Source organism: Enterobacter sp. HNDS-6, assembly GCF_039850505.1.
GTDB classification, from domain to species: domain Bacteria; phylum Pseudomonadota; class Gammaproteobacteria; order Enterobacterales; family Enterobacteriaceae; genus Enterobacter; species Enterobacter kobei.
Genome location: NZ_CP156673.1, coordinates 345,963 through 363,665 on the forward strand (window position 1 = coordinate 345,963; position 17,703 = coordinate 363,665).

The 17,703-nt window shown below is 54.3% G+C and carries 16 protein-coding genes; 1 reads left to right on the forward strand and 15 read right to left on the reverse strand.

All coding sequences use genetic code 11. The features are described 5' to 3' along the window. Positions 1-2 precede the first annotated feature (2 nt). From wcaI to ABFI50_RS01665, 13 genes are all read right to left on the reverse strand, one after another. A complete protein-coding gene (gene wcaI / locus ABFI50_RS01605) occupies positions 3-1,226 on the reverse strand; it encodes a colanic acid biosynthesis fucosyltransferase WcaI (protein WP_047027443.1) in 1,224 nt (407 codons plus the stop codon). Next, positions 1,223-1,702 carry a GDP-mannose mannosyl hydrolase gene (locus ABFI50_RS01610; protein WP_014884500.1) on the reverse strand — a complete coding sequence of 160 codons (480 nt, stop codon included), beginning with the start codon at positions 1,700-1,702 and terminating at the stop codon, positions 1,223-1,225. Before ABFI50_RS01610 ends, wcaI begins: the two co-directional genes overlap by 4 nt. Positions 1,703-1,704: 2 nt before the next feature. Next, the gene (locus ABFI50_RS01615) at positions 1,705-2,670 is read right to left on the reverse strand and encodes a GDP-L-fucose synthase (RefSeq protein ID WP_014884501.1); all 966 of its coding nucleotides are present in this window, start codon (positions 2,668-2,670) and stop codon (positions 1,705-1,707) included. Positions 2,671-2,672: 2 nt separating this feature from the next. Continuing rightward, the gene (gene gmd / locus ABFI50_RS01620; RefSeq protein ID WP_014884502.1) at positions 2,673-3,794 is read right to left on the reverse strand and encodes a GDP-mannose 4,6-dehydratase; all 1,122 of its coding nucleotides are present in this window, start codon (positions 3,792-3,794) and stop codon (positions 2,673-2,675) included. 24 nt (positions 3,795-3,818) lie between these two features. Next, positions 3,819-4,367 carry a colanic acid biosynthesis acetyltransferase WcaF gene (wcaF, locus tag ABFI50_RS01625; RefSeq protein WP_023330881.1) on the reverse strand — a complete coding sequence of 183 codons (549 nt, stop codon included), beginning with the start codon at positions 4,365-4,367 and terminating at the stop codon, positions 3,819-3,821. A gap of 15 nt (positions 4,368-4,382) precedes the next feature. Continuing rightward, positions 4,383-5,129, reverse strand: coding sequence for a colanic acid biosynthesis glycosyltransferase WcaE (wcaE, locus tag ABFI50_RS01630; protein ID WP_023330882.1), 747 nt, complete (start codon positions 5,127-5,129; stop codon positions 4,383-4,385). A gap of 16 nt (positions 5,130-5,145) precedes the next feature. Next, a complete protein-coding gene (gene wcaD, locus ABFI50_RS01635) occupies positions 5,146-6,366 on the reverse strand; it encodes a colanic acid polymerase WcaD (protein ID WP_014884505.1) in 1,221 nt (406 codons plus the stop codon). Continuing rightward, a complete protein-coding gene (wcaC, locus tag ABFI50_RS01640; protein ID WP_248189183.1) occupies positions 6,341-7,558 on the reverse strand; it encodes a colanic acid biosynthesis glycosyltransferase WcaC in 1,218 nt (405 codons plus the stop codon). The genes wcaD and wcaC overlap by 26 nt, the downstream gene beginning before the upstream one ends. Beyond that, positions 7,555-8,046 (reverse strand): colanic acid biosynthesis acetyltransferase WcaB, encoded by a 492-nt coding sequence (gene wcaB, locus ABFI50_RS01645; RefSeq protein WP_347485198.1) that lies wholly within the window; start codon positions 8,044-8,046, stop codon positions 7,555-7,557. Before wcaB ends, wcaC begins: the two co-directional genes overlap by 4 nt. Continuing rightward, entirely contained in the window at positions 8,046-8,888 is an 843-nt protein-coding gene (wcaA, locus tag ABFI50_RS01650; protein ID WP_045268756.1) for a colanic acid biosynthesis glycosyltransferase WcaA, read from the reverse strand. Before wcaA ends, wcaB begins: the two co-directional genes overlap by 1 nt. Positions 8,889-9,014: 126 nt before the next feature. Beyond that, positions 9,015-11,177, reverse strand: coding sequence for a tyrosine-protein kinase Wzc (gene wzc, locus ABFI50_RS01655; RefSeq protein WP_342859765.1), 2,163 nt, complete (start codon positions 11,175-11,177; stop codon positions 9,015-9,017). Between the two features lie 2 nt (positions 11,178-11,179). Continuing rightward, positions 11,180-11,623, reverse strand: a complete 444-nt coding sequence (wzb, locus tag ABFI50_RS01660; RefSeq protein ID WP_014884509.1) for a low molecular weight protein-tyrosine-phosphatase Wzb — start codon at positions 11,621-11,623, stop codon at positions 11,180-11,182. A gap of 6 nt (positions 11,624-11,629) precedes the next feature. Continuing rightward, the gene (locus ABFI50_RS01665; RefSeq protein WP_014884510.1) at positions 11,630-12,769 is read right to left on the reverse strand and encodes a polysaccharide export protein; all 1,140 of its coding nucleotides are present in this window, start codon (positions 12,767-12,769) and stop codon (positions 11,630-11,632) included. A 693-nt stretch (positions 12,770-13,462) separates the two neighbouring features. Here ABFI50_RS01665 and ABFI50_RS01670 point away from each other — a divergent pair. After that, positions 13,463-15,046: a TerC family protein gene (locus tag ABFI50_RS01670; protein ID WP_342859764.1), complete on the forward strand. Its 1,584-nt coding sequence runs from the start codon at positions 13,463-13,465 to the stop codon at positions 15,044-15,046. Between the two features lie 111 nt (positions 15,047-15,157). Here ABFI50_RS01670 and asmA read toward each other — a convergent pair whose 3' ends face one another. Both asmA and dcd read right to left on the reverse strand, forming a co-directional pair. Then, on the reverse strand, positions 15,158-17,008 hold the full coding sequence (gene asmA / locus ABFI50_RS01675; RefSeq protein WP_347485202.1) for an outer membrane assembly protein AsmA: 1,851 nt from the start codon (positions 17,006-17,008) through the stop codon (positions 15,158-15,160). Between the two features lie 22 nt (positions 17,009-17,030). After that, a complete protein-coding gene (gene dcd / locus ABFI50_RS01680; protein WP_014884513.1) occupies positions 17,031-17,612 on the reverse strand; it encodes a dCTP deaminase in 582 nt (193 codons plus the stop codon). Between the last annotated feature and the right edge of the window lie 91 nt (positions 17,613-17,703).

Consider the following 17,703-nt stretch of genomic DNA (forward strand, 5'->3'; position numbering starts at 1 on the left):
ATTTATCCCCGTATATCTGCAATAAATTGACTCAGCACGTTCTCTTTCTCGAGCGTGCGTTCGGCATATTCACGTGCCACCGTGTTCACTTTTGGCATGGCAAGTGCCTGTTCAATGCCGGAGACCAGTGCCGGGACCGATTCCGGTTCGACGCACACGGCAATCCCCGGATAGCTGTCACACAGCTGGCCTAATTCAGTTTCGGCTTCTGCCGTGATCACCGCGTTGCCGCCCACCGCCAGAATGTTTGTCAGCTTGGAAGGCAACACCGCATCCGCCGCGCCACGTTTTTGTACCACCAGATGGCAGTCGCCCATCTTCAGCAGCGCAGGTAACGCCTCGTAAGACTGAAGCGGGAAGAATTTCACGTTGCTCAGGCCGCGTTCGCTGACCATCTTTTCCAGCCGCGCTTTCCCGCCGCCCTGCCCGACAATCACAAACATCCACGGATGCTCGTTAAGCTGCTGAGCCGCTTCAATCACGCTTTCCAGCCCTTGCTTTTCGCCGATGTTGCCTGAGTAAAGAATGATTTTTTGGTCTTCAGGCAAACCGAGTTGGGCGCGTAGCGTCTGAGCGTCCTGCTCCGTCACGTCGCGAAAACGCGCCACTTCGGACCAGTTCGGGAAGAAGATCACCTTCCGGGCAGGTACGCCCTTCTCCTGCGCCTTGTTCATCATCGAGCGTGAGATGGTCGAAACGTAATCCACGTTATGCAGACCGCTACGCTCAAAGGCGCTGGCGAGCTTCGCCACTTTTCCACCCTTGCCTTTGCCTGCCATCCCCAGGCCCAGCATGGCGTCCACTTCATAATCCTGTATGTGCAGCAGGGTGCGTGCGCCGGAGAGTTTGCCCAGCAGGCGCATGCCCGGCGTGCAAAACAGCGTCGGCACCACACCAATGATGCGATCCGGCTTCCAGCGACGCTGCGCCATCAGCGGGAAAAAACTGCTCAGGGCAAAGCTGCCGAGATGCAGTAGCCGTTTCAGCGTCGAGGGCTGCTTAGGTACATAAAGCGGGCAGCGCCAGACGGTTGCCGCCCCCTCTTCACGACGGTAGCGCCAGCTTGAGTAGCGCTCACCGACTTTCCATTCCGGGTAGTACGGCGGCGCGGTAATGACCCGCACGTCATGTCCCTGGCTCGCCATCCACTCGACCATCTCGCCGGTATATTTCCCGATACCGGTTAATTCCGGCGAGTAGTTAATTCCGTATACGAGGATTTTCATATGCCTGGCACCTCGGCCTGACGATCCGCCAGGAAATACGCCCGACTGTTGTCATGGACGTTCTCGCTTGCCAGAAGCGGCTCCGGTGCCAGCCAGCGGTAGTCGTCATGCTGAGCATCAGGCAGACGCAGGTCTGCCTGAGTCACCTTCAGGCGGAACCCCAGCACGATGTAGTGCGTGGTGAACCCGGTGCCTGAAAAGTTATCGTCATAGAAGTGCTGCCAGACCCCGTAAAACTGGCCCGCCGCCATCGGCAGCTGGAGGCCCAGTTCCGCCAGAGTGAGACGCTCAAACGCATCATGAAGCGTCTCATCCTTCTGCACGCGCCCGCCGGGCACGAACCAGAAGCCCTGTGCAGGACGGTTGGTTCGTTTCCCCAGCAAGAACTCGCCGCGTTCGTTCTCCACGATCAAATCAATCGAGATGAGCGGAGTGGAACGCACCACCGTGGCAAAATCTTCCTGACTTAAAAACATCGTTACCCCCGGAAGCGGTGCTGGTTTTCCAGGAACCACTGGTAGGTGCTGGCCAGCCCCTGCTCCAGTGATACCTCGTGATACCAGCCCAGCTGATGCAGACGGGTCACGTCCAGCAGTTTGCGCGGCGTGCCGTCCGGTTTCGTCGCGTCAAACACCACGCGGCCTTTGTAGCCCACCACCTGCGCGATGGTTTGCGCCAGCTCGCGAATGGTGCAGTCCACGCCGGTTCCCACGTTGATGTGCGACAGCATCGGCTCGGTGTTCTCCTGCCACACTTCGCGATCCAGCTCCATCACGTGAATGCTGGCGGCAGCCATGTCGTCCACGTGCAGGAATTCGCGCATCGGCGTGCCGCTGCCCCACACCACCACATCCGGTGCGTTCTCGGCGGTCGCCTCGTGGAAGCGACGCAGCAGCGCCGGGATCACGTGCGAGTTGCTCGGGTGGAAGTTGTCGTGCGGTCCGTACAGGTTGGTCGGCATCACCGAGCGATAGTCGCGGTTGTACTGACGGTTGTAAGATTCGCAGAGCTTAATCCCGGCAATCTTGGCAATCGCGTAAGGCTCGTTGGTTGCCTCCAGCGTGCCCTGCAGCAGTTCGCTTTCCGCGATCGGCTGTTTTGCCATTTTCGGGTAGATGCAGGATGAACCGAGGAACAGCAGCTTATTCACGTTGTGCAGGTGCGCCGCGTGAATGATGTTGCTCTCAATCATCATGTTCTCGTAGATGAAATCCGCCGGGTAAGTGTTGTTGGCGACAATGCCGCCCACTTTCGCCGCCGCCAGATACACCTGGTCAATGTGTTCGTTAGCAAAGAAGTCCTGCACCGCACGGCTATCGAGCAGGTTCAGCTCGTCGCGCGTGCGGACAACCACTTCTACGTCACCGCGCTGTTCCAGCTGGCGAACAATCGCGGAACCCACCATTCCGCGATGACCGGCGACAAAAATACGTTGTTTTGTCATTCTCAGGACTCCAGCGCGATGGCAACCTCGTAGCCATGAGACTTGAGCAGGGAGTGTTTTTTCGCTGCTTCAAGATCTTTGGCGACCATCTCGGAAACCATCTCCTGCAGAGTGATTTCTGGTTTCCAGCCCAGTTTCTCGTGCGCTTTGGTTGGGTCACCCAGCAGGGTTTCCACTTCAGCAGGACGGAAGTAACGTGGGTCAACCTGAACAATGACGTCGCCTGGTTTCACGCCTGGCGCATCATGGCCGGTTACGGAAACAACGATACCTTTCTCTTCCACGCCGGTACCTTCGAAGCGCAGCTTGATGCCCAGTTGTGCAGCGGCCATCTCAACGAACTGACGTACGGAGTATTGAACGCCGGTCGCGATCACGAAGTCTTCTGGCTGTTCCTGCTGCAGCATCATCCACTGCATTTTCACGTAGTCTTTCGCATGGCCCCAGTCACGCAGGGAGTCCATGTTGCCGAGGTGCAGGCACGATTCCAGACCCTGGGCGATGTTCGCGATAGCGCGGGTGATTTTACGGGTAACGAACGTTTCACCGCGACGTGGGGATTCGTGGTTGAACAGAATACCGTTACAGGCATACATGCCGTAGGATTCACGGTAGTTCACGGTGATCCAGTAGGCGTACAGTTTTGCGACCGCATACGGAGAACGTGGGTAGAACGGCGTGGTCTCTTTCTGTGGGATTTCCTGCACCAGACCGTACAGCTCAGAGGTAGAGGCCTGATAGAAACGGGTTTTCTTCTCCAGACCCAGGAAGCGAATCGCTTCCAGCAGACGCAGAGTACCCATGGCGTCAACGTCAGCGGTGTATTCCGGGGATTCGAAGGAGACCGCCACGTGGCTCATCGCGCCCAGGTTGTACACTTCATCCGGCTGCACTTCCTGCAGGATACGGGTCAGGTTGGAGGTATCGGTCAGGTCGCCGTAGTGCAGGTGGAATTTCGGGTTTGCCGCGTGAGGATCCTGATAAATATGATCGACACGTTCGGTGTTGAACGAAGAGGCACGACGTTTAATACCGTGTACTTCATACCCTTTTTCCAGCAGGAACTCTGCCAGATAAGAACCATCCTGCCCGGTAACGCCGGTGATGAGAGCGACTTTAGACATGTTTATATTCCTCTACTTATGAATTTAATCAGTTTCAACGCGTTCGCGTATCACCACTGCGGGGTTGCCACGGCAAACTTTATTTGCCGGTAGCGATTTAAAAACGCTGCTGCGGGCACCCACTACCGTGCCATCGCCAACAGAAACACCTGGTGCAACAAAAACATCCGTTGCCAGCCAGCATTTTTCACCAATCACAATAGGCGAAGCGGTAATATCAAAATGCTGACTCATAAAATCATGGCTGCCGGTGCACAAATAACACTTCTGTGACACCACCGAATTTGCGCCAATCGTAATTTCGCCAAGGGTATATAACACCGCGTCATCCCCTACCCAGGCGTAATCCCCAAGCGTTAATTTCCAGGGGTAGGTAATTTTTACCGAAGGTCGAATGACTACGTTTTTTCCGATTTTTGCGCCAAACAGACGCAATAAGAATGCTCGCCAGCGGTACAATATTTGTGGTGACCAGGCAAATAACGTTGCCTGAACGGCCCACCACAGCTGCACTTTAATACCGTTGCCGCCCCGAAAGCCTTTCGGCACGGAGAAACCCTTCAAATCCTGCATTGCGTTTCCTTATATTCAGGCTTTGTTATATAAGGTTTTCGTTTTACCTGTCGTCCGCAGGCGTAATAAATAAGACAATTCCGCCCAGAACCCCGGCACGCGTAATATTTTGCGCTGCACGTTTTTGGCATCCTGGCACAATTCCAGATTATTCGATGTTGACACGCCACCCATTGAGAATTCAGAGACCAGCCCTTTAATTCGGCGGAACGGATAGCCCGATTTATACAGGCTGGCGGCCAGGGCATAATCCGATGACACTTTATACTGCAAATCGTATGGCTGTTTTTTCAGACCGTTTACCGGGAAGAAAATGGCCTGATGGCTGGCGGGCAAACTGTGGTAGATATACCAGCCTGGCTTTGCGCTGCGGCACACTTTATGCCCATCACCAAAATCAAGCAGTGCATCGCCAATATACATGGCCTCCTCTTTCTGACGCGCCAGCTGACGGGCAAACAGCGCCACGTCATCATGGAAAACATCGCCAGAATTGAGGAAGATGGCATAACGACCCTGGGCCATGTTAATGCCCTTGTTCATCGCATCGTAAATGCCTTTATCTTTCTCGCTGATGTAACGTAAGTTGAACTCACCGTTGAGTTTTTCCAGAAACTCCGCCGTGCCATCGTTCGAGCCGCCGTCGACCACAATCCACTCAAAAGTGAGGCTTGGATCGCGCGCCAGGTTGCGCAGCGAGCGCCAGGTTTTTACCACCCCTTCGTAATTACGAAAAGCGACAGTAATGACGCTAAGAAACATAAATCACCTCATTTCGTCATACGTTCGTAATATTAAGCGCTTTGCGCAAAATAAACGGACAGACAATCAAGAAAGCATATTCCGGGCTAAATATTGACCCGGTAAAAAACAGCGACACCGGTGTAAACAGATAAAGTTGCACGCGAAAGTTCTGGTTATCACCAAACGCGTTAATCATCATTTTGAAAACTTTAAACAGATACCACAGCGTCAACAGCACGGCGAACCACGAAAAATAAATAATTAACAGATACAGACCATTGTCTATGGTTTTACCGACATCCGCACCGTTAAAGATTCCGAATGATGCAACATATTCGTAAAGTGAGCCGAATCTTACTACACCATCAATATGGGTTAAGGAATAACCCACCATCACCAGCGGACCAATGATGCGATAATAGGACGATGAGCCTTCTGTTCCCAAATCTCCCAGGCGTTCTGAGATGTACGGGAACGCAAATATCACGCCAACCAAAAATACCGTCAGGGAGATAATCGCCAGCGGCAGTTTTTTCTTAATCGCATCTTTGTTCAGGTACTGGAACGCCCACTCCAGCAGGTAAAACAGGATAAATGTCATTACCCCTGAGAACGATCCAGACAGAACAATTCCTGCAAGAATCATAGCATCGGTCTTAGGTGTTTTGATACCAAACTGTTTGATGCTGAGCCAAATTGAGATTAACGCCAGAGCGAAGAACGCCGGTTCAAAATAGAGGGCCGTGGTACGTTTTCCGCCAAACTTAATGAAGTTCAATACATAGCTGTTGCTGTAAATGAGATATTTCGAAATTATCTCCATCAGGCTGCTGCCACCGGTGAGAATAATTTGCGCCATTTCCAGTGCAGCAAGCATAACAATTAACGCAACGGCAATATAAAAGAACCTGAGGATTTTCCGATAATTGTGAGGAGAAATCGTTTTAAACCGAATACTCCAGACCATGCCGATAATAATGACAATATAGACAAACAGCATGGTGGAGGTGACGTATTTACTGGCGTCCAGTGACTGACCAAAGATGTAGTTAAACAGCGTCAGGCCCGTGCCCAACCCCAGGGCAATCATCAGCTTCTTCAGGTTGATTTTATCGACATACAGCAGAAGCAGAACGGGCAAGAAGGTGACGATGGTTATCGGGAAGCTTTCGCCAAGCTGGGCAATTTTGACGTTGACCAGCAGGTAGATCAGCGGCAGCAGCAGATAACTACAGATTCTGATAGAACGAGACATACTCCTCCAGCATCTGTTGTCCACTGTAGGCCTTGCGGCTGCGGTTGCGGAACGATTCCAGGTCAGTGCCAAAAACAGTCTCAGCGATCTGCGCCTTCGGCATCTGCACCAGCGGCAGCACTTCGCCTTCCGAGAACGTTTTACCGCCCGACTTTTCCAGCACTTCACGCGCGGCATCGCTGTGGGTGGCAATCACCGGCACGCCGATGGAAAGCGCTTCGCAGAGGATCAGCGGGTAGTTATCCACGCGGGAGCTGAACACCAGCGCATCCATGCCGTTCAGCGCGCTCATCAGTTTGCGCTTGTCGGTTTCAAACCCGTGGTTCACGACGTTTGCCCCTTCGAACGGGGAAAACTTGCCGAAGGTATGCAGTTCAATCTTGTCACCGAGCGCCATCATGTCGCGCACCAGCTGCTGGTTGGTTTTGCCGTCGTAACGCAGGTCATGCGCAACGATGGCGATTTTCGGTTTACCCGCGGTGTCCGCCACCGGCGTCAGCTCCGCCAGAATGGCTTCCGTCGCCACGTCGATACCGTTGTTGATAATCTGGCAGCGCCCTGCCCCGTAAAGGCTGTTGAAGGCATCGGCCACGTGCTGGCTCGGGGAGATAAACGTGCAGCCGAGCGAGAGCATGTCGCGGAACAGTTTGCGCTTGCCGGTTACCAGCTGGTGAGCACGATCCACTTTCACCGGCGGGTAGTTGCTTAACGTCGGGCATTTCTGGCAGTTATCCTTCCAGCCTTCGCAGCCATCGGTAAAGGCGCAGCGTCCGGTCACGCTCCAGTGATCGTGCAGCGTCCAGACGAAGCGTGTATCAGGCTTGTGCGCCTGCACCTTCTGACAAAACGCCACCACCTCTTCCAGATTCAGCCAGTAGCTGTGCAGGACGTGGAAATGCAGCACAACCGGGCCCGTGGATCGGGTCACAGTGCGATAAAGATTATTCAGGTTGCCAAACAGATCGCGGTTAAACAGGCGGAACAAGGCAATGTTGGCCATCGAGGTCAGACGCGGCGTGTGCTTTTGCACCTGCGGGTAGTTATCGTGACTGACGCTTTTCTTGCCGCCTTTGCCGTAGCCATAAATAAAACGAGACTGAAGTCCTTTTTGCAGTGCGCGCTGGTGCAGATCCAGGGCCACGCCTGCCGCTCCGCCTTCAGCGAGGCGGACGTTAAATTGCAGAATGTTCATTTAATCACCTTCACGCGGGCCTTTTCTCCCATCACCAGCGCGTTGTCCGGAATGCTGTCCAGCACCACGCTGCCCGCACCAATCGTCACGTTGTTACCGATGGTAATGTCACCAATGATCACCACGTTCGCGCCCAGCTCGACGTTATTGCCGATAACCGGGCAGGCCAGGCTGTCTGGCCCTCGGTTGCCAATGGTGACCGCATGACGAATGGTGAAATCATCCCCGGCGACCACGAACTTATTGATCACCACCGCATAGCCGTGGTGAATGGTAAAGCGGCGGCCAATGGTGGCAGCGGCCTGAATTTCATAACCAAAAAAGCATTCAGTAATAATGCGGTACAGCACCAGAACCGGCGCTGCCCAAAGGTTGTTCAGCACGTTTTTCTTGCGCCACACCGAACAAAAATGCGCGATACGGTACGCCAGGACCATGCAGCATGGGCGCAGGCTCCAGCTGTTTGCGCGGCAATCTTCAAGAAACATTATTTCCCCCGAAGTCCATCAGCCAGACGTTTGCCGTTACGGACGGACAGCAGCGTCAGCAGCGTGCGCCAGTTCATGCGCTTATTGCGGATCTGATAGAGGGTAAAGAGCTGATACTTCCGGCTGGCACGGTCGAACTTGTCCTTATGCTTGCGGTAAAAATGGAAGTAGCCCGAGAACTTCTTCGGCGAGGAGGTAATTTGCATCTCCCCGTGATTGATGTGCAGGATCTGCGTGGCCTCTTCCACTTTCCACGGTTCGCCATACTCAACCACCATCCGCAAGAAGATGTCGTAATCCTGCGCGGCTTTCAGTTCGGTATCGAACAGGCACTCCTTAAAGCGCCATGCCCAGGTGAAAACCTGATTGCCGATAATATTGCGCTTGTAGAACAGGCGGCGAGAATAGGGTGATTTCGGGTACAGCGGCAGGCTGGCAGGCTGCGAATAAACTTCACCCTGACAGACATAGTCGTTGGCATACAGGAACGCATGCGTCACCAGCTGTGCTTTATGTGAAAGGAAGACAGACAGTCGGTTCGGGGTCCATTCGTCATCGTCGTCGATGCCGGTCAGATACTGCCCTTTGGCCTGCATAATCGCCTGGTTACGCACCGCGCATGCCCCGGAGTTAATCGGGTTATGGGTGTACATCACGCGCGGATCATTGAGATCGGCGACAAATTTTTGCAGCTGTTCATACGAAGAAGAACAGTCATCCACGATGATCAGTTCCCAGTTGTCATAATCCTGACGTAACACCGACTTGATTGCGCGGATCGCCAGCTGCTGACGATTCCATGTCGGCATATAGATAGAAATCAAAGGGCGTTGTGTGGTCATTTCTTTCTCCTACCCCTCACCCCGGCCCTCTCCCCTGAGGGGATAGGGTGAAAGCGGCACCGAACAGTCCCCTCTCCCCTCAGGGGAGAGGGTTAGGGTGAGGGGTGTAAGGGTATGTTTTGGCTGTTATTTACTGTCAGACTTATATTCGTACTCGTAATAACCGTAATCCTGATACCCGGTCGCGCGGCGGAAGATGGAGTTCAGGATCACCCCTTTCACCTCAATCCCGTTCTGCTCGAAGCGGCTCAGGCTGGTTTCCACTTCTTTCAGAGTGTTCACCGCGTAACGTGCCACCATCAGGGTGGTACCCGCATGGCGGCCTACCACGGCGGCATCGGTCACGGCCAGAATCGGCGGCGTATCGATCAGCACCAGGTCATAGTGTTTGCTCGCCCACTCAATCAGCTGGGAGAAGCGTTCGCTCATCAGCAGTTCCGACGGGTTAGGCGGTATCTGACCACGTGGGATCAGATCGAATCTCGGAATCGAGGTCGGCTTGGCGCTCTGGCTAATCTCCCCCTGCCCCAGCAGGATTTCCGACAGACCGTTAACGTTGTTGGTGCCCAGCAGCTCGTGGGTATAACCCTTGCGCATATCGCAGTCGATCAGCAGCACGCGTTTATTGGTCTGGCTGACGACGGCCGCCAGGTTGGCGCAGACAAAGGTCTTACCGATTGACGGACTGACACCGGTTAACATCAGGACGTTGTTTTTGGCCTGCATCATGGCGAAGTGCAGGCTGGTACGCAGGCTACGTATCGCTTCAATCGCCAGGTCCGTCGGGTTACCCACGGCCAGCAACTGGCTCTGTTTGTATCGCTTAACGCCTTTAATGGTTTTGACGCTGTCACGGGATTTTTGCCACTCGGAAAGCGGGATGCTGGCATAGACGTTGATACCACTCTCTTCCAGCGCCTGCGGGCTTTCGATTCCGCGGTTGAACAGCGAGCGCAGCAGCACACCGACAATGGAGAGCATCAGGCCGAGAATAATGCTGCCGAGAACGATCAGCGCTTTCTTCGGTTTCAGCACGCCGGGCTGGGTAATCGCCGGGTCGACGATGCGCACATCACCCACGGTACTGGCTTCGGTGATTTTCAGCTCCTGCTGTTTGTTCAGCAGCTGCATGTACACCTGCTGGCCAGATTCCACGTCGCGGGTCAGACGCACAATTTCCTGCTGCGTTTTCGGCATCGCGGTTACGCGGTCGTTCAGCTTCGCCTTCTCTTCTTCCAGCGTGCGACGTTTTTCCAGCAGCGTCCGGTAGGCCGGGTGGCGTTTGGTGTACAGCTTGGAAATCTCCGCCTCTTTGAAGGTCAGCTCGTTGAGCTGGGCGTCGATGTTAACCATTGAATCAAGAACCGACTTCGCCTCCAGCGGCAGGTCGACAGAGTCTTTATCCTGACGGTAAGCGTTCAGTTTATTCTCGGCATCATCCAGACGGGCCCGCACTTCCGGGAGCTGTTTAGCAAGGAAAGCCAGGCTTTTCGCCGCTTCCGCCGACTTACGCTCAACGTTCTGCTCAAGATAGTTGCGGGTGATGCTGTTCAGGATGTCGCGGATTTGATCTTTATCTTCACCGGTAAAGGTCATGCTCAGCACGCCGGTGTCCTTACCGTTTTCAGTCACGGTGAGGTTGTTTTGCAGATTGTTGATCATTCCCAGCGTGGAGAATTTGGTGACGGTGAATTCACCGCCCTCCTGGGCGTTGATGGCGCTGACCATCATGCTGACGCCGTCTTTCGTCAGCATCTGGCCCACTTCGCCGCGCGCGCTGAATCCCGCATCGCTGGTCAACTGGTATTGTTTCGGGCCCAGCACCGTCAGGGTAAAGGTTTGATCGCCCGCCCCTTTCGGCAGCACAAAGTCAGTCACCTTTACCGTATCGTTGCTTCGTCCCATCAGGCGATCCCAGCCGGCACCAAAGATCGGGAAGGTATTTTTGGTGACGGAGATATCGAGACCGAGGTCGTGAACCGTTTTCCCCAGTACCAGACGTGACTGAATCAGCTGAATTTCAGCGTCGGATGCCGGTGGTTTGTTCGCCAGCGCAGAGCCAATATCCTGCACCAGCGAGTTGCCGGTATTTTGCTCAATCTGCACCAGCGCGTCGGCGCTGTAGATAGGCGTGGCGAACAGCGTGTAGACGACGGCTGCCGCGGCAAACACAGCGGTAATGCCAAGCACCCACCACTTTGCCTCGATAACCGTGCCGACCAGGCGACCAATATCAATTTCATCACTGCCCGAAGTCGGGGCGGCAGAAGGTCTTGTTTTTTCTGTCATTGTTATCCCTGCTGAGCTTTCAGTGCCTGCGCCCACTGTTGGGCAGACTGGTCAAGTAAGGTGTAAACCGCCTCGAAGGCCTCATGGCTTTTGCGATACGGATCGGGGATTTCGCGTTCATTGTCCCAGTGACCAAACAGCATCACCTTGCCGCGCATCTCCGGTGCGATATCGCATAGCGCATGAATATGGCGTTTTTCCATTGCCAGGATCAGGTCATATTCCCGGCACATGCGGCCGGTGACCTGGCGGGCAATATGCCCGTCAAGGGAGAGGTTATGATCGCGGGCCACGCTCGTTGCGCGCTCATCGGCCGCTTTACCGACCAGCGCGCCAAGGCCTGCGGACTCTACGGTCAGTTCAGGCTGGTAGTGTTTCAACAACCGCTCTGCCGTCGGGGAACGGCAAATGTTCCCCACGCATACCACCAGAATTTTGTTAAACATCGCGGATTACCAGGTATGAATGTCGCGCGCCGTATCCGTCATGTAGCGAACGCCACTGATGGTTGGCAGCAACTGGTTGATCAGACGGTTCCAGCGGGCAACCGGCGCGGTAGTGACATACACCACATCGTATGGCTGGAGGCGGAACGACGTTGCCATCACCAGCGAGGTGGCGTCGGACATATCGAGCTGGTAAATGTTGGCAATCTTGCCTTTGTTGCTGGCGTCGTCCTTAAGTGGGCGAATCACGAAGATGCCGCTGGCGTTGGAGGAGGTCAGATCGATGCCTTCCGCATTGCCCAGCGCTTCGGTCAGCGTCATGCCGCTGAAGTCCATTTTGAGGGTGCTCTGTTTCTTCACTTCACCCATCACGAAGACTTTTAGATCGTCATTGCGCGGTACGTAGAGAATATCGCCCGGATAGAGCAGGCGGTTCTGGGTCAGATCGCCGTTTTGCATCAGCGCCTGCAGTGAGATGCGCTGCTCTTTGCCGTTGTGGGTCAGGACCACGTTGCGCCAGTCGGCACCGTCGGTTAACCCGCCTGCGGCGTTAATGGCATCCAGAACGGTTAACGGTACGTTGGTGATGGCCTGCTGGCCGGATTTATTGACCTGGCCGGAAATGTAGGCTTTTTGCGAGCGGAATGCGGCAATATTAACGTCCACCTGCGGATCGGCGATGTACTGCGCTAAGCGGCCGGTAATATCACTCCGGATCTCGGCAAGGGTTTTCCCGGCAACATGGACTTTACCAATGTAGGGGTAGAACATCGTGCCATCTGACTGTACCCAGTTCCCGGTGTCGCTTGAGCTACGGTACTGGCCCGCAGGCGTGGTCAGTTCAGGGTGGTCCCAGACGGTCACGTTGATCACGTCACCCGGCCCCACGCGATACTGATAAGCGGCGATTTCCTGGTCCAGAGACATATTCGGCTGAGCAACATTCGGACGTGGGCGTAATTGTTCGACCAGACGTGGCGTAAGTGGATAAACATTCACCATTTTGTCGAGATCAAAATCGGCATCCTGTTGCTTGATCACATCCTTACCCATTGTTGACATATTGCTGCCGGGAAAGACCGTGCAACCACTCATCAAGGTCACAGACACCAATAATGGCATCAATTTCATTTTGGATTTCATCATTGATTATTTATCACTTTGGCAGAGTAATTATCCTGTGCAATTTAAATAAGCTTGGGTCGTATTGGGTTTCAGCATGCAGTTAATCAAATAGAAATATAACTGGCATCAGTCCTAAAAAAAGCTTATTCATCCATTGGCTATTGACAGAATAACCGAGGCTGATTCACACGCTTTCAGGCACGCTACCGCCCTTGGCTTTCAGTTACCAATCCACTGACTAAACAATGTGTTATGGATAGACACCCTCTTGAGCAAGGCCTTCTGGAAATATATCAGCCGGGTGAGACACCCAACGGATAATGAATAACCATCCCGGAAGACCAAAACAAAAATAGCAACAACAAGATTTAACATTTGATGCTGGGAGAATTGTTGCAGCTAACCTAATAGCAGGCAAGGAGACAACTGTCCTAATATCTGTTTTTAAGATTAATATTAAGAGCAAAGTTTTGACCTTTTAGGATTTTCTTTATATTGACAAGGCGGGAGTAAAAACCATTATCTGCGATATATCCTAAAATGTTCTCTTTATAATTAAATATACGTATTTTGCTTATTTACACCCCGATGAGTTTGCTCTCTTTTAAGCGTTTCGTATTAAGAGAAATCTCAGCCCGGCATTGCAATTTTCCCCGGCTTTATCCATGATCGAAGTGTGACAATCGTCATATAACAGAAGGTATTGCTATTACTATGGAATGGATTGCCGATCCATCAATCTGGGCCGGGCTGGTGACGCTGGTCGTCATCGAATTAGTGCTCGGGATTGATAATCTGGTCTTTATTGCCATCCTCGCTGAAAAACTGCCCCCTTCCCAGCGCGATCGCGCGCGCGTAACGGGCCTGCTGCTGGCGATGGTGATGCGTTTACTGTTGCTGGCCTCTATCTCCTGGATGGTCACACTCACGCAACCGCTGTTCTCCGTTCACGGCCTCAGCTTTAGCGCCCGCGATCTGATCATGCTCTTCGGCGGGTTTTTCCTGCTGTTCAAAGCCACGGTAGAGCTCAATGAACGGCTCGAAGGTAAAGACAGCGAGAACCCGACCCAGCGACGTGGCGCGAGATTCTGGCCGGTGGTAGCGCAAATCGTGGTGCTGGATGCCGTCTTCTCCCTGGATTCGGTGATCACCGCCGTCGGGATGGTGGACCATCTGGCCGTTATGATGGCAGCGGTGATTATCGCCATCACGCTGATGGTGATGGCGAGCAAGGCACTCACCCGCTTTGTGAACAGCCACCCGACCATCGTGATCCTCTGCCTGAGCTTCCTGCTGATGATTGGCTTTAGCCTGGTGGCCGACGGTTTTGGCTTCCACATTCCGAAAGGCTATTTGTACGCCGCCATTGGTTTCTCCGTCATGATTGAAGCGCTTAACCAGCTGGCGATATTTAACCGCCGCCGCTTCCTTTCCGCTAATCAGACCCTGCGTCAGCGCACGGCCGACACCGTTATGCGCCTGCTGAGCGGTAAAAAAGAGGATGCAGAGCTGGACGCCGAATCTGCTGCCATGCTGGCCGATCACAGCGACGGGCAGATCTTTAACCCGCAGGAGCGCCTGATGATTGAGCGAGTGCTTAACCTTAATGAGCGCACGGTCAGCAGCATCATGACTTCCCGGCATGACATTGAGCATATCGATCTGACGGCACCCGAAGAGCACATCCGCGCCCTGCTGGATAAAAACCAGCACACGCGCGTGGTGGTAACCGGCGGTGAAGAGGAAGAAGAATTACTGGGCGTCGTGCACGTTATCGACCTGCTCCAGCAGCAGCTGCACGGGGAGGCGCTCAATCTGCGCGCCCTGGTACGCCAGCCCCTGGTCTTCCCGGAAGGATTGCAACTGCTCTCTGCCCTTGAGCAATTCCGAAATGCGCGAACGCACTTTGCCTTTGTGGTGGATGAGTTTGGTTCGGTTGAAGGGCTGGTCACGCTCAGCGACGTGATGGAAACCATCGCCGGTAATTTGCCAAACGAAGTGGATGAGATTGATGCCCGCCATGATATTCAGAAAAACGCCGACGGCTCGTGGACGGCCAACGGCCATATGCCGCTGGAAGACCTGGTGCAGTATGTGCCGCTGCCGCTGGATGAAAAGCGGGAGTACCACACCATTGCGGGCCTGCTGATGGAATACTTACAGCGTATCCCGCAGCCAGGTGAAGAGGTTCAGGTAGGTGACTATCGGCTTAAAACGCTGCAGATTGAAAACCATCGCGTGCAGAAAGTGCAGCTCATTCCACTGCGGGATGAGGAAGAACTGGATTTTGAGGTGTAGGTAAAAGCAAAACGGCAACCCCGTTGCCGTTTTTTGTGTTTGCACCCTCTCCCCGTGGGAGAGGGCCGGGGTGAGGGCATCAAGCCGCACTTGCACCCGGCAAAACCAGCATCAAAGCTTATCCAGCAGTTTCTTCATATCCTTGCCGTTCTGGGAATCTTTATTACGATCTGCCCAGCTATTAAGCCGACGTTTCGCTTCATCCTGCAGATGCTTACGCAGGATCTGATCCACCTGAAGGCTGTAATTCAGCGCCTGCCATTTACCATAGACGCTAAGCGGCACTGGCGTCTCTTTCAGGAAATCAATCAGCTTACTTTCGCCCTGCCAGCCGGAAAGTACCCGGACGTTAAAGCGCGTGTCCGCCGTCTCTTTGACCAGATCCAGCGAGCCTTCTCCCGTCAACGACAGCATAGAAGAGGTTCCCTGCATCGCTGCCAGCGTCAGTTGCCCGTTATCCAGCGTCAGATCCGTGGAGAAACTGTCGAGGCGCGTGACGCTATCGTAGTTTTCCTGCGCTTTGACGTCACTGCTGCGCTCCACTGCCTGCTGTACCAGCTGCTGGAAGTTAAGACCTTCCATACGGGAGTCTTTCAGGTCCACGTGCGCCTCGCCCTGCCATTCACGGCGGAAAGCTTCGGCATCAATTTTTGTGCCTGAGAAATCCCCCGCCAGCGTCAACTGCCCTGTCAGGGATATCGGATAGTTAAAGGCTTTAAGGATGGTACCAATCTCAACGTTGTCGAGACGCGGCTGAAATTGCGCGCGGGTTTCGTCCTTACGCACGTCCAGCGTGCCAGGCAGTGAAAGATGCCCTGCCCCCATTTTGCCGCTCAGCTCGGAGATCACCAGCAACCCGTTGTGGTTAAACATCTGGCCGCTCACGTCGGTGAAGTCCATACCGCGCCAGCGCAGGCTGTTGGCTTTCAACAGGATATCGGCCGTGAATCCGCGCAGGGCGTTATAGTCAGGTTGATCAAGATTCGACGAGATAACCGGACGCGACACCGGCGGCTGGCTTTGTCCTGTCTGCACAGCATCGCTGTCCGTTGTGCCAGCCGGTAGCGGCGGCAGGATGTTTTCCAGGTTGAGCTTGTCAAACTGCAGGTTCAGCACCCATTTCGGCTTCTCTTCGAGCGTGACGCTCGCCTGCCCCTTCAGGCTGCTGTCATTGGCCTGCAGGTTGAGGTTATCCAGCTCCAGCTGTTTTTGTTCTTCGCGCCAGACGGCCTGCATCGTCCCCTGTCCGGTGATCCCCTGGGTCGGAAGATCTGCGCCCGTGAGCTGCCAGTTGAGCTGCTGAATATCGGCCGTCAGCTGATGGGGATAGTCTGACGCATTTACCCTGGCATTTAGCGAGAGGGTCAGATCGCGCTGGTCGCGATTCATTCGCCCGCTGAATTCCAGCGACGCAAGATGGTGCGCATCCTGTTCCATCTGCAGATTAATATTGCGAACCGTAACCTGCTCTTGATCCTCATGCTGGAATACCAGCACGCTATCGGCAACTTTCAGTTTGGCAATATCAAAGGACCAGCCCGTATCGGACGGCTCATCCGGTAAGGTATTCTCACGCGGTGCAACCGGCGCATTCGCGTTGCGCACGGCTTCAGTCTGCTGGGTAAGCTGAATGACCGCCCCTTTGAGCATCACCTGGTTAACCTGCAACTGGTGAGAAATGAGGGGGATGAGCGCCACATCGAGACGCATATTGTCCGCAGACACGATCGGCTGGGCAGCGCCCGGTGCCGTTAACGACATGCGGCCAGAGAGAATGCTGAGCTGTGGCCAGACGTGCCAGCGTAGCGGCCCGTCGAGCTTCAGTTGGTAACCACTGCGCGCCTCGACCTGCCGCACCATGTAAGCGCGGAAATCGTTAGGGTTAACCAGCAGAACCAACGCCGAAAGGCCAGCAACCAGCACGACCAGCAAAATCATCAGCGTTGTCAGAACTCTTCTCATGGCATCCTCAATGGACTAACGATCAGTCTTTATCAATACGGCTGGCAACCGCACCCTGCTGGTCGCGGTATTTTGCGTCCTGCCGGCGGTTATAAGGCCTGTCTGCCGGGCCGGTTAGCGGTTCAAAGCTTAACGCACCAATCATCATGCCGGGGCGCAGCGCCAGCGGCAGTTTGCCGGCGTTGAAGAACTCCAGCACGATACGGCCCGACCAGCCGGGATCGATACGGTGCGCGGTCACGTGCACCATCAGCCCCAGACGGGCCAGAGAAGAACGGCCGTCCAGCCAGCCGACGAGATCAGCAGGCAGGGTCACGGATTCGAACGTCACCGCCAGCGCCAGTTCACCTGGATGCAAATAAAAAGCGTCACCTTCGTCAATGACGATTTCGTCACTCATCACGCGATCGAGCGCGGCGCTGACTTCATCCTTCGGCCCGCTGAGGTCGATGAACGGTGCAGTATGGCCACTAAAGGTGCGGAATTTATTCCCCAACCGTACATCAACGGTCACCCCATTGATACGCTCTACAGGAGGACGTGGGGTAATAGACAAACGGCCTTCATCCAGCCAGGCTTCAATATCGCGATCACAAAGACGCATGGCACTTTCTCCTTTCATGCATCGACCCCTGAGACCTTAACATCTCAGGGTAAAACCAGGTTATCTCTGAACGGTACACAATTCGCGCGGC

Bases quoted from the DNA above. Each gene is read 5' to 3' on its own strand.
- wcaI (WP_047027443.1), bottom strand. From the start codon at position 1,226: ATGAAAATCCTCGTATACGGAATTAACTACTCGCCGGAATTAACCGGT.
- ABFI50_RS01610 (WP_014884500.1), bottom strand. From the start codon at position 1,702: ATGTTTTTAAGTCAGGAAGATTTTGCCACGGTGGTGCGTTCCACTCCG.
- ABFI50_RS01615 (WP_014884501.1), bottom strand. From the start codon at position 2,670: ATGACAAAACAACGTATTTTTGTCGCCGGTCATCGCGGAATGGTGGGT.
- gmd (WP_014884502.1), bottom strand. From the start codon at position 3,794: ATGTCTAAAGTCGCTCTCATCACCGGCGTTACCGGGCAGGATGGTTCT.
- wcaF (WP_023330881.1), bottom strand. From the start codon at position 4,367: ATGCAGGATTTGAAGGGTTTCTCCGTGCCGAAAGGCTTTCGGGGCGGC.
- wcaE (WP_023330882.1), bottom strand. From the start codon at position 5,129: ATGTTTCTTAGCGTCATTACTGTCGCTTTTCGTAATTACGAAGGGGTG.
- wcaD (WP_014884505.1), bottom strand. From the start codon at position 6,366: ATGTCTCGTTCTATCAGAATCTGTAGTTATCTGCTGCTGCCGCTGATC.
- wcaC (WP_248189183.1), bottom strand. From the start codon at position 7,558: ATGAACATTCTGCAATTTAACGTCCGCCTCGCTGAAGGCGGAGCGGCA.
- wcaB (WP_347485198.1), bottom strand. From the start codon at position 8,046: ATGTTTCTTGAAGATTGCCGCGCAAACAGCTGGAGCCTGCGCCCATGC.
- wcaA (WP_045268756.1), bottom strand. From the start codon at position 8,888: ATGACCACACAACGCCCTTTGATTTCTATCTATATGCCGACATGGAAT.
- wzc (WP_342859765.1), bottom strand. From the start codon at position 11,177: ATGACAGAAAAAACAAGACCTTCTGCCGCCCCGACTTCGGGCAGTGAT.
- wzb (WP_014884509.1), bottom strand. From the start codon at position 11,623: ATGTTTAACAAAATTCTGGTGGTATGCGTGGGGAACATTTGCCGTTCC.
- ABFI50_RS01665 (WP_014884510.1), bottom strand. From the start codon at position 12,769: ATGATGAAATCCAAAATGAAATTGATGCCATTATTGGTGTCTGTGACC.
- ABFI50_RS01670 (WP_342859764.1), top strand. From the start codon at position 13,463: ATGGAATGGATTGCCGATCCATCAATCTGGGCCGGGCTGGTGACGCTG.
- asmA (WP_347485202.1), bottom strand. From the start codon at position 17,008: ATGAGAAGAGTTCTGACAACGCTGATGATTTTGCTGGTCGTGCTGGTT.
- dcd (WP_014884513.1), bottom strand. From the start codon at position 17,612: ATGCGTCTTTGTGATCGCGATATTGAAGCCTGGCTGGATGAAGGCCGT.